This window comes from Rothia sp. HMSC076D04, from assembly GCF_001814645.1.
Taxonomy (GTDB): domain Bacteria; phylum Actinomycetota; class Actinomycetes; order Actinomycetales; family Micrococcaceae; genus Rothia; species Rothia mucilaginosa.
Genome location: NZ_KV817360.1, coordinates 62,965 through 74,827, shown reverse-complemented (window position 1 = coordinate 74,827; position 11,863 = coordinate 62,965). Strand labels below are relative to the sequence as shown.

The window sequence follows — 11,863 nt, the reverse complement described above, 5'->3', positions numbered from 1 at the left end:
AGATTCCCGAGGAGATTTATGAACCAGCCCCTCAGCAGCATTATGAGCGAGGATTGGGCGGCAGCACTTGCCCCCGTCGAAGAGCAGATTCACGCCATGGGCGCTTTCCTGCGTGAGGAGCACGCGGCGGGGTACCGTACTTTCCCGCCTGCTGCCGATATTTTCAATGCGTTCCGCCGCCCGATGAGCGGGGTGAAGGTCCTCATTATTGGTCAGGACCCCTACCCTACTCCGGGCAATGCGATGGGTCTGTCGTTCTCGGTGCACCGCGGTATGCCGTTGCCTCGTTCGCTGAACAATATTTACAAGGAGCTGCAGGACGATTTGGGTATTGCCCCGGCTGATCACGGCGACCTGTCCTGTTGGGCTGATGAGGGCGTCATGCTGCTCAACAGGGTTTTGACGGTGCGCGAGTCTGATGCGGGTTCGCACCGCGGCAAGGGTTGGGAGGAGATCACCGAGTGCGCTATCCGTGCACTGGTGGCGCGTAACCAGCCGCTGGTGGGTCTGCTGTGGGGTGCGGATGCACGCAAGTGCGCACCCATGTTGCAACCGTACCCGAGCGTGGAGTCAGCGCATCCTTCGCCGCTGTCTGCTCGTCGTGGTTTCTTTGGTTCGCGCCCGTTCTCGACCGTGAATTCCCTGCTGGTGCAACAGGGCGCGGAGCCGGTGGACTGGACGGTTCGCTAGGCGCAACATAAGAGCCAGTGTACGAGCTGGCGCAATAGGCATAGTGAAGGGGCGGCGGCTACGAGTTCACCTCACAAGCCACCGCCCCTTTTGCATCACAAGTATATGCAATATTGGCTATATACCCTTGAAAAAGGGCTAAGAATCCGCCGGTTCCACGTTTCGCGGAGTCGTAAAACGCTGTAGCGCATACTGCATCGTGTAATTACCCAACGCAACACCCGAAGCCATCGCCACCACAATCGAAACCGCCGTAATCATATTCTGCATACCCAGAATCACGTCCGTCTCAACCGTCAACAGATACATGCCGCGGAAGAACGACAGACCCGGCAGCAAGAACGTAATCGCAGGAATCGAGAAGATCGCCTGAGGCACATGCAGACGGTACGCAAAATACGTGCTCAACGCACCAATCACAACCGCCGCACACGCCGTCGGACCGCGGCCCGTACTCGGGCCAGCCAGCAACTCATAACCGTAATACGCCGCCAGACCGCAGCCCGTAATGACCATCAGCCACCCGACCTTCACCAGCTTCGTCTGCAAGGTAATCGCAAAGGTCGCAATCGCCACCAGGAAGAAGAACGACGCCACCAGCGGGGTCGTCGGCTCAAAACGCAGCTGCTCAATATCCAGGGTCGGGCCGTTGAAAATATTGATCGCACTCACCGCGGTCGCAATGCCAACCACCAGACCCAAGAAGCTCATGCCCGTAGACACGAAACGACCCGCAGCCGTCACCGGGAAGCCATTAATCGCGTCCTGCACGGCACCCACCAGGCGCGGAGTCGGCAAGAACATAATCATGCCCGCAGCCACCACCAGAGGCGCCGAAATCGCCTCCCCCTGACGCTGCAACACCGAAAGAATGGATCCCTCACCGCCCAGCCAAATCGCCAAGAAGGTCATCAGACCCGCACTAGCAGCCATACGGAAGAACGCCGGAATACCAATTGAACTCAACCACTGAATCAGCAGGTACACCGGAATAAAAATAATCGCCGCACTCAACGCCGTCGCAAAACTTGCACCCAGCGCCGCCGTCAGGGTTCCGGCACACGCCAGGTTCGCCAACCACACCACCAGAGGCGGGAACGGCTTGGGTCGGTGCGTAATCTGGTTCAGCTTCAAATCGGCGATTTCCAGGGTCATACCGCCCCGAGTGATCTTGTAGATCAGGCCGTACACTTCAGAAAGCGCCTCGTAGTTCTCCGTGGAGGAACGCACCACACGCACCAGGGTATGGGTAAAGCGCTCCTCAGCGTTCGCATTGCGCTTGGCGATGCGGGATTCCATGTAAATATCGGGGTCCGAAGTGTAGTTGATGGTCACCGACTGGTTCGTAATGTCGACTTCCACCGAATCCAGCCCGTACGCCGAAGACACCGCAATAATCGCCGAGTCCACATCCATTGCGTCCGCACCGTAGTGGAACATCGCCTCCGCCAGGCGCAGGGTGAAGTTCAGGGTATCGCGTGCGTACTCCTTCTCACGGCGGAACGCCTCACGACGCTCATGCTCGTCAGACCGGATAGTCGGCACGAACTGGCGCTGCGCAATGCGCTGGGCACCGCGCGGGGCGGCGGGTGCCGCCTCCTCAGTGCGCACGAAGGAGCGGAAGCGACGTGAACCCCAGCGACCACCGCTACCGCGCCCAAATAGGCCGCGAGAGCCGCCCTCAACCAGCGGTACGGAGGTGGTGGGCATCGAGACGGGCCCGGTCTTCGGCATTGCGGTAGGATCCGCACCGTAGCGTCGGGCTGCGTGAGAGTTAGGCACCTGCGGAATCATGCCGGTCATGGGCACCGGCTGGGAGGGGCGGGTCAGCGCCTCCTCGGTCACCATATTGCTGGAGGTGACGGGAGTCGGGTCCTCACGGTACGCGTCCAGCTCATAATCAGGCACAAGGGAGGGGTCAATGACGGTACGCGCGCCGTGGCCGTTAGGGGTCAGTTCGGGGTCGCAGGTGGGCTCAACCGGCTCCTGCGCGGTGATACCCATATCCGCTGCGGCCTCCTGCAGTACCTCGCTGACAGCTTCTGCAGAGACGGTACCCTCCTGGCTTGTCGCGGAGGTAGCATGCTGAGCCAGCACGCGGCGCAATTTCTCGTCGGTGACCTGGTCTAGTGAAACCAGGGGAAAACCGCGTTTACCGGCGATGTAGCCCGCGGTGGTATTCTGCTCGCTTCCTTCCGTTGCGGCAGTGTTCACTTCGTCTGCATGCGAAGCTTCCCGCGATGTGGGGGTCGCGGGGGTGTTCCTCGATTCTGCCAATGTCCCTCCCAGATAGACAGTGCCTTTTTAGTCTAACAAGGGCACGATTCTGCGGTAGCACTGGAGAGCAGAAATATCACTTTTCTGCCCGGTGATTTTGTGAGCAAAAAGCGCTCTGCGGCACTTACGGCAGAAGGCTTCATTGATATGAAGAGAAATCCAGGTCATTACTGCTCAGAAGATATTTTGGGAGATATTTCTAGAGCTATTTTCGAGGAAAAATAAAGGTTATATATACATTAAGATTTGCATAGAAATATCCCCCACTCGCACCTCAATAAAAAAATGAATTATTCATAACAAAAAATATCCCGCCACCGAAGTGACGGGATATTCACGCCTTAAGGCTATTAGCCTTCACAGCATCTGAAGCGTACCGCTCGGGGTCACCTCAGAGGCGAAAGTCAATTACTCAGCGTCGTGGTCGGTCTCGAGGATCTTAACCAGCGAGTCCAGAGCCTCTTCAGCACCTTCGCCCTCAGCGCGCAGGACAACAACGTCGCCGTGCTTTGCACCCAGGGACATCAGGGACAGAATCGATGCAGCGTCCATAGCCTCATCTGCGGGCTCACCCTTAGCAGCGATGGTCACCTCAACGGGGAGGTCGCCAGCTGCCTCAGCGAAGATAGCTGCCGGACGTGCGTGCAGGCCAACACGGCTTGCAATAGTGGCTTCGCGCTCTGCCATTATGTTTCTCCTTTGATCAAGGAACCAAAAATATATCAGTCCCTATTCTAAATGAACGGGGCGCTTCAGGACCCGCCCTTACTCTATAAATTGTACCGTTCAGCCGTACGCTAACAAGTACAAAAATGCCGGATGCAGAAATAAAACTCCGCACCCGGCATTTTCATGGACTCAGGCACCGCCCAGCACACCCCACCAAGGAGCGGCAGGCAGCCCCGAAATCGTTTTAAGGCTTAGAGGCCCAGCTCGTCCAGAATCGGCAGAGCCTGGCGTGCGCTCTCCTTCGCCTCAGCAGAAGAAATCTGCTGCAGAGCGATAGCCGCAATCTGCTGTGCCTTCTCCTTGGTCACAGACTTCAGAACCGCAGCCACAGCGGGAATAGCGCCAGCGTTCATGGACAGGGTGTCAACACCCAGACCAATCAGAACAACAGCCAGAGCCGGGTCAGCCGCAGCCTCACCACAGACGCTCACGTACTTCTTCTTACCCGCGGTGACCGATGCACGCTGAGCACCCTCAACGGTCATCTTGATCATCTTCAGCACTGCAGGCTGCCAGGGGTTGTTCAGGTGCGCCAGGTCGCCCAGCAGGCGGTCAGCCGCCATGGTGTACTGGGTCAGGTCGTTGGTACCAATGGATACGAAGTCGACCTCGCCCAGGATAGCCTCAGCGTTCATCACAGCTGCGGGGGTCTCAACCATCACACCGTGAACGGGCAGGCCGATCTCCTTGAGCATGTTCGCGAAGTTGCGTGCCTCGGAGGTGGTCGAAATCATCGGAGCCATAACCCAGATGTCAGCGTCAGAGTTCTCCGAAGCAGCCTTAATAGCCTCCAGCTGGCGGGTCAGAACGCCCGGAACGGTCCAGTCGGTACGGAAACCGCGAACACCCAGTGCGGGGTTCTCCTCGGGGTTCACGTTCAGGAACGGCAGGGGCTTGTCAGCGCCAGCGTCCAGGGTACGAACCACAATGTGCTTGCCGGGGAATGCGTCAAACACGGACTTGTAGGTCTTAGCCTGAGTCTCGATGGAAGGCTCAGCGTCGTGGCCCAGGAAGCCGAACTCGGTGCGCAACAGGCCAACGCCCTCAGCCTTCAGGCTTGCAGCCTTCTCAGCGGACTTGCCGTCACCAACGTTTGCGTACAGCGGAACGCGGGTGCCGTCAGCCAGCACACCCTGACCGTCAAAGTCAGCGACCGGCTTGCGGTTTGCGTACTTGATTGCTGCTTCGCGGTCAGCGTCGGTGGGCTCGGTGTCAACGATGCCTTCGTTGGAGTCCACGTAGACGATGGTGCCGTCAGCAATGTCGGTCACGCCCTTAGCAGCCACAATAGCGGGCAGGCCCAGGCCGCGAGCCAGAATAGCGGTGTGTGCCTGGGGGCCACCGTCAGAGGTGATCAGGGCGATAACCTTCTCGGGGTCCAAGGTCGCGGTATCAGCCGGTGCCAGGTCAATAGCAGCCAGGATGAACGGCTCATCAGAAACGGGGATGCCGGGAGCCTGCTGGCCGGTCAGCTCAGCGACGATGCGGGCACGCACGTCGTGGATGTCGGTGACGCGCTCAGCCATGTAGCCACCCAGGGCAGCCATCTGGTCAGCGAAGGAGGTTGCAGCCTCCCAGATAGCGCGCTCGGGAGCCATCTCCTGGCTCTCAACCAGCTTGATAGCACTCTTGATGAGTGCACGGTCGGTAGCCATCTGAGAGGTGGACTTCAGAACAGCCTTACCGTCGCGGCTTGCGTTCTCTGCGCGAGCCAGCAGGTCTTCCTTGACGCGGACCGATGCGTCCTTAATGCGCTGCGCTGCAGCCTCAGCGGTCTCGCCGCTCAGACGCAGACCATCCTTGGGTTCCTCGATGGGCTTAGGCATCTGAAGAACGGGGCCAATAACACGGCCGGCGTATACGCCGACGCCCTTGTAGGTAGTCATAGAGTTCATGTCCTATCTGTGGTTTGTCTACAGTGTAACGTGTTTTTTCACGCTCACGCCTGCAAACAGACGATCAAATGAAGGTGAGGTTATACGGCCTTTATGCGGATGCCTTAGAGCGGGCACCCAAAGACTTCAGCACCACGTACAGCAGCGCCGAAACGACGGTACCGGCAACAACAGCCGCCAGGAACATCAGCGGGTTCTGCGCCAGACCAATAATCCAAATACCACCGTGCGGAGCCGGGGAAGCCACGTGCGCACCCATGGAGATTGCACCGGCAATAGCGCCACCAACAATGGTCGAAGGAATCACGCGAGCCGGGTCAGCCGAAGCGAAGGGAATAGCACCCTCAGAGATGAAGGATGCACCCAGCAGCCACGCAGCCTTACCGTTCTCACGCTCGTTCTCGTTGAACAGCTTGGGGCGCAGGGTGGTTGCCAGAGCCATAGCCAGCGGCGGAACCATACCGGAAATAATGACGGCAGCCATGATTTCCTGGTTCACGGTCGCACCCGAGGACAGGCCAGCAGTTGCAAAGAGGTAAGCAGCCTTGTTGATGGGGCCACCCAGGTCAGAAGCCATCATTGCACCCAGGATCAGACCCAGCAGCAGAGCGGAACCACCAGACATGGAGGTCAGCCAATCCTGCAGGGTAGTCATAACCCAAGCCAGGGGCGCACCGAGCAGCAGGTACATTGCCAGGCCGGCGACCAGAGAAGTCACCAGCGGGGTGATGACCACGGGCATCATCGAGCCAAGCCAGCGGGGCAGCTTCAGGGTGCCCAGAGCGTACGCAATCAGACCGGCGAGAATACCGCCAACAATACCGCCAAGGAAGCCCGCGTTCACCGCAAGAGCCACCGAACCGGCGATGAAACCCGGAGCAATACCGGGACGCTGAGCCAAGCCGTACGCAATGTACGCGGCAAGAGCCGGAACCATCAGGCTCAGACCGAAACCACCGATGGTCTGCAGAACAGCACCCAGGTACAGGGTCCAGTGCACGTCACCGAGGTTGAACAGGGTTGCCGAACCCAAGATAGCCTTGGTATCCACATCACCGAGGTTCGGCATGGTGATTGCCTCGAAAACGAAGCCCAGGGCAACCAGAATACCGCCGGCGGCAACGAACGGAATCATGTAGGAGATACCGGTCATCACGGCCTTGTAGATGCGCGAGCCCCAAGCGCCATCGGTAGCGCCTGCGCTATCCTCACCGCTGGATGCGGCAGCGGCAACACGTGCACCGTTGGGGTTCTCGGCCTCAGCCAGAGCCTCCGCAATCATTTCCTTCGGCTCGTCAATACCGCGCTTGACGGGAGACTCAACGAAGGGCTTACCTGCGAAGCGGTTACGCTCACGCACGTTCACGGACACCGCAAAAATCACGGCGTCTGCGGCGTCAATATCGGCCTGGCTCAGGGTTTCGTTGCCCGAGGAGCCCTGGGTCTCAACCTTCAGGTCGTAGCCGAGTTCCTCGGCGGCGTACTTGAGGGCGTCGGCGGCCATGTAGGTGTGGGCGATACCGGTGGGGCACGCGGTCACAGCAACAATCTTCTTCACCGGAGCCGAAGCAGCGGGGGTTTCCTTCTCAGCATCAGGCGCAGCGGCAGGCGCAGCCTCGGCGGGCTTAGCCTCTGCCTTCTTCTCGCCCACGCCAAGCGCACCGTTAACCAGCTCAACGATCTCTTCAGCCGAGGAGGCTTCGCGCAGGGACGCGGTGAAGCTCTTCTTCATCAGGGAGCGTGCCAGGGTGGAGAGCAGCTTCAGGTGAGCCTGGTCAGCGCCATCGGGTGCAGCGATGAAGAAAATCAGGTCGGCGGGGCCGTCCTTTGCACCGAAGGAAACTGCCGGGTTGGGGCGTGCCATTGCCAGGGTCGGCTCGGTGACGGCGGCACTGCGGCAGTGCGGAATCGCAATACCGCCGGGGATACCAGTGTCGGTCTTGGATTCGCGCGCCTCGGCAGCCGCGTAGAGCTGCTCGAAGTCGGTAGCGCGTCCGGCATTTACGACTGCCTGGGCGAGCTTGGCAATTACGTCGAATCGGGTCTCGCCGAGGTTCTCGTCCAGCAGGACGAGATCTGCGGTGATCAGATCAGACATATTCCCTCCTCGGGTATGTGTTGGGGCGGGGGATTTGCTCAGCGGTGCCGGGCTTCTCCCCTATATGAGTTCAAAGTGTGCGCAGTGTGTGTTGAGTGTGCAGCGTGCGGATATGTGTGTACATATGCGCACAGCACCCCATCTTATATTCCCTTCTGAGAATAAAAGCTGGAGGTGCGAAAACAGCCCGGATTAGAGCTGTAGCTGACGAACAGTGACCTTCTCAGGAGTGGTCTGCTCCAGCGAAGGCATACGGGTACCGGGCAGAGCAGCAGCAGCCGAACCGTGAGCTACCGCCTGAACCAGGCAACCGGGGGCATCCTCACCACGGGTGTGAGCAATCAAGAAACCAGACAGCGACGAGTCACCGGCACCCACAGTGCTACGAACCTGAATCGGCTCATGCACAGCATGCCAGATACCCTGCTCAGTGACCAGCACTGCACCGCCGCCGCCGAGGGTGGCAAGCACGTACTCGATGCCGTCGCCGAGCAGCTTCTGGGCGGTGCGGGCGGTCAGCTCGGGGCTAGCCTCCAGCTCCTCCCAGTTATCGCTACCGGTCAGCTGAGCCAGCTCCTCCGAGTTGGGCTTAATCAGGGTGGGCTTGTGCTCACCGGCGACGGTCGCAATCAGCGGCGCCTCAGAGGTATCAATAGCAATCTTGCCCTCGTAGCCGGAGGCGCGCAGTGCCGCCACCAGCTCGGAGTAGTAGGTCGGTTCCAGACCCGGAGGCAGCGAACCAGCCAAAACCACCCAGTCGGCACCCTTGGAACGCTCAACCACCAGCTCGTCCAGCTTCTGACGTAGTTCAGCATCAAAAACGGTGCCGGGGGCGTTCAGCTTGGTGGTGGTGCCGTCCGGGTCAACCACGGTGATGTTCGAACGAATCGGCTCGCCGGTGGGCAGGTTAGCGAACTCGACGTCCACAGCCTGCAGTGCGGTCAGCACCGGGTCGGTTGCTTCACCGGGCACAATGGCGAGGGTCGGCACACCGGAAACCTGCAGGGCACGCGAAATATTCACGCCCTTGCCGCCGGGATCCTGTACGGCACCGACAGCACGCTGCACGGCACCGTGAGCCAAAGGCGCACCCAGTTCAATGGTGCGGTCCAGGCTGGGGTTTGCAGTCAGAGTAATAATCATTAGGCAATCACAATCTCAACGTTTGCGGCCTCAAGTGCCTGACGGAGGGCACCTTCGGGCTCGCGATCGGTAATGAGGGTGTCAATATCCTCGAATCCAGCGAAGCGGACCAGAGATTCCTGACCGAACTTCGCAGAGTCACAGAGCAAGACCACGCGACGAGCAGACTTGCAGATCGCGGTCTTGACAATGGCTTCGTTCATGCCGGGGGTGGAGATGCCGAAATGCGCTTCAATGCCATTGGCACCGATGAACGCAATGTCGGGGCGCATGGTGCCGAAGTGCTCTGCGGCGCGTGCACCAACAGCAGCCCAGGTCATCTTGCGCAGCTGGCCACCGACCAGCTCGAGGGTGACGCCTTCGGCTTCGGCGAGCTTGACTGCAATGTGCAGTGCATGGGTGATGACGATGCGGTCATTGCCGGTCTTGAGGCTGAAGTTCTCAGCGCCGATGTGGTCGGCGAGAATTTCGATGGTGGAGCCTGCGTCCAGGACGATGGAGCCCGCCTCGGAGTCGCGCAGCATCTGGTATGCCTTGGTGGCGATGCGGCGCTTTTCGGGGGTGTTCATGCCCTGTCGGGAGGAGATGGAGGACTCCAGGGAGGTGGACTGCTCAATGGTGACAGCACCACCGTGGACACGGCGGAGCTTACCTGCCTCTTCCAGTGCGGCGAGGTCACGACGCACGGTCTCCATGGTCACATCGTAACGGCGCGCAAGGTCAGCGCCGTTGACACGACGTGCGGAGGCAACAAGCTTTGCAATTTCGGCACGGCGTTCTTCTGCGAACATAAATCTGGTGTTCCTTTGGGCTAGTGGGAGGAAATCTGTGCGTTCTTTTCTGCGTTCTGCTCGGCTTTCAGGACCGTGAGAGACATGGTTTCAGCGAACCGACAGAACGCTTTAGGGTAATACTTGATTTTATGTGGGTTTTTGTGGGCAAGTCAATATAAAACGCTGTATTTACCGGAATATTACCCGAATGTTCCCTACCGAAACCACACCTATTTGCGAGCTGTTGCCTGTTTATGTCTGTTTGACCTAATGAACTGTTGGGTTTTCCCGCTCCCCCCTCATCCGCACAGTATCCAACACCTACACGGCGCCCTCACAGAATAAAAAGTGGAGGCGCTAGCTCCGAAAATCCTCAGCGAGAATCCTCGAAACCAGCGCCTCCACCGGGCACAGAACCTTATTTACCTTGACGTTCACGACGCACGCGACGCCAACGATGTACCCCCAAAGCACCCGCCGCACCCAGCAGTGCACCCGAACCGTTCATCAGCACATCCACCGGATCGCCGGTACGATCAGGCATGAAACTCTGGATTGTCTCAATGCAGGCGCTGACCAAAAATCCCGAGTACAGCACGTGCGGGCGAGCCTTCGGTTTGAGTAGCAGGGCGAAAAGAAAACCGCCCGGAATGAACATGATGACGTTCGAAAGCTGCTCAATGCTCGAATAGGTGATGAACGCAGGCAGCCACCCCTCGGCGTGGCCGGTATCCAGTAGCTGCGCCAGGCGGCCGCCCATCTCGTTATCGTCCACGTGCACGGGGGCGAACACGATACTCGCCACCACCGCGCAGTACAGCGCCGTGACGGGCCAGAGAATCAGCCGCCACACGCGAGCGCCAGACCATTCTTTACCAGACAAGGCGACCCACCTCGTCGAACTGCTTGGTCGAATCCCACGCGAACAGGCCCGGTACGTCAATCGTGAGCGGTTCGGCGTTCGGCACGGTCACGGTCCATTCTTCACCAGCTGCGGCGGAGAGGGCGCGGCGGATAAAGCTGCCGTGGCTGACAGCAATAATCTTCTGGTCGCCCGAGGCTTCAGAGAGTTCACGCACGATATTGCGCAGGGTACGCACCGCACGAATGTACACGTCACGTTCGGATTCCACATTCGGGTAGTAGCGTTCGGGGGCGCGGCGTTCGGGGGCGGGAATGTCCAGGCCCTCACCGGCACCGTAGGCGCGTTCCACCAGCTCGGGGTAGGTCTTGTGCACCTGCAGGTCGAAGTGCTCACCGACCAGCTGCGCGGTCTCGTGGGCGCGGGAGAGCGGCGAGGACACCAGCACGGTGAACTCCAGGCCCATGTCGGCGAGCTTCTTGCCGGTGGTGCGTGCCTGCTCGCGACCGGTGTCATTGAGCGGAATGTCGGTGATGCCCTGCATCAGGTTCGCCTTGTTCCAGTCGGTCTGGCCGTGGCGAATCAGGGTGAGGGTCGTGTTCTCGGCGCCCGCCGGTACTTCCTCGGGGCCCAGCTCAGGTTCCAGATGCTGCACGACCAGGCGGTCGATGGCATCGTCCAGGTACTGCAGGGGCACCTCGGTGAGGGAAGCGTTCACGGGGATCGGGTAGATGCCGTCCTCGTTGAGCAGTTCGGGATGGCGTTCAGCGACCAGGGCGGTCATGGTCATGGCAATCAGCATGCCGTGCGCGGCGACCACAACGGTCTGACCCTCGTATTCGCGGCGGACGCGGTTCAGCGCCGCGAGGGAGCGGGCGAGGAAGTCCTTCTTCGGTTCCACATTGAAAGCATTGTTGGACTGGCGGGAGGCGAGGATCAGCTCGCGGGTAGCGATCTGCCCTTCCAAGTCGCCAAAGGAACGTTCCTGGAAGCCGTCAACGGCACCGCGGTAGGGTACGCCCAGGCCTTCGGCTACGATTTCGGCGCTTTCTACGGCGCGGGAGAGCGGCGAGGAGACGATAGCGTCCACGGTGGTGCCTTCAGCTGCTGCCTGCTTCAGGGCGCCGATAGCGGTGCGGACCTGTTCTCTGCCGGTGTCGTTGAGGGGGATGTCGGTGCCGCCCTGGAAGCGGTGGTCAATGTTCCAGTCGGTCTGGCCGTGGCGTAGGAAGATGATGCGGGTTCCTGCCTCGGGGTCGGCTACCGGAGTGATGATGGGGGTGTTCTGTGCGTCGGTCATCCTTCTAGTATGGCACTGCCTCCATGCAGTTCAAGGCCGCCGCGCAGTTCAAGGCCTCGGTGCAGTTCAAGGGGTGCGCGGCTTATCCCTTCTGCT

At 59.8% G+C, this 11,863-nt stretch carries 9 protein-coding genes; 1 reads left to right on the top strand and 8 read right to left on the bottom strand.

The genetic code is table 11. The annotated features are described in order from the left end of the window. The first annotated feature begins 18 nt into the window (after positions 1-18). Positions 19-690, top strand: coding sequence for a uracil-DNA glycosylase (locus tag HMPREF2980_RS00625; RefSeq protein ID WP_049346120.1), 672 nt, complete (start codon positions 19-21; stop codon positions 688-690). Between the two features lie 138 nt (positions 691-828). Here HMPREF2980_RS00625 and HMPREF2980_RS00620 read toward each other — a convergent pair whose 3' ends face one another. The 8 genes from HMPREF2980_RS00620 to HMPREF2980_RS00585 all read right to left on the bottom strand — a co-directional run bounded on the left by HMPREF2980_RS00620 (position 829) and on the right by HMPREF2980_RS00585 (position 11,767). Next, the gene (locus HMPREF2980_RS00620; RefSeq protein ID WP_246823618.1) at positions 829-2,904 is read right to left on the bottom strand and encodes a threonine/serine exporter family protein; all 2,076 of its coding nucleotides are present in this window, start codon (positions 2,902-2,904) and stop codon (positions 829-831) included. Between the two features lie 471 nt (positions 2,905-3,375). After that, on the bottom strand, positions 3,376-3,654 hold the full coding sequence (locus tag HMPREF2980_RS00615) for an HPr family phosphocarrier protein (protein WP_005504506.1): 279 nt from the start codon (positions 3,652-3,654) through the stop codon (positions 3,376-3,378). A gap of 233 nt (positions 3,655-3,887) precedes the next feature. Next, complete coding sequence (gene ptsP, locus HMPREF2980_RS00610; RefSeq protein WP_070633682.1) at positions 3,888-5,582, bottom strand: phosphoenolpyruvate--protein phosphotransferase; 1,695 nt, start codon at positions 5,580-5,582, stop codon at positions 3,888-3,890. 100 nt (positions 5,583-5,682) lie between these two features. Beyond that, positions 5,683-7,689: a PTS fructose transporter subunit IIABC gene (locus HMPREF2980_RS00605; RefSeq protein WP_070689747.1), complete on the bottom strand. Its 2,007-nt coding sequence runs from the start codon at positions 7,687-7,689 to the stop codon at positions 5,683-5,685. 192 nt (positions 7,690-7,881) lie between these two features. Continuing rightward, on the bottom strand, positions 7,882-8,832 hold the full coding sequence (locus HMPREF2980_RS00600; RefSeq protein WP_005508167.1) for a 1-phosphofructokinase family hexose kinase: 951 nt from the start codon (positions 8,830-8,832) through the stop codon (positions 7,882-7,884). Then, the gene (locus tag HMPREF2980_RS00595; protein WP_049353963.1) at positions 8,832-9,623 is read right to left on the bottom strand and encodes a DeoR/GlpR family DNA-binding transcription regulator; all 792 of its coding nucleotides are present in this window, start codon (positions 9,621-9,623) and stop codon (positions 8,832-8,834) included. Before HMPREF2980_RS00595 ends, HMPREF2980_RS00600 begins: the two co-directional genes overlap by 1 nt. A 400-nt stretch (positions 9,624-10,023) precedes the next feature. After that, positions 10,024-10,488, bottom strand: a complete 465-nt coding sequence (locus HMPREF2980_RS00590) for a VanZ family protein (protein WP_070604178.1) — start codon at positions 10,486-10,488, stop codon at positions 10,024-10,026. Next, positions 10,478-11,767: a histidine phosphatase family protein gene (locus HMPREF2980_RS00585; RefSeq protein WP_070689745.1), complete on the bottom strand. Its 1,290-nt coding sequence runs from the start codon at positions 11,765-11,767 to the stop codon at positions 10,478-10,480. Before HMPREF2980_RS00585 ends, HMPREF2980_RS00590 begins: the two co-directional genes overlap by 11 nt. Positions 11,768-11,863 lie beyond the last annotated feature (96 nt).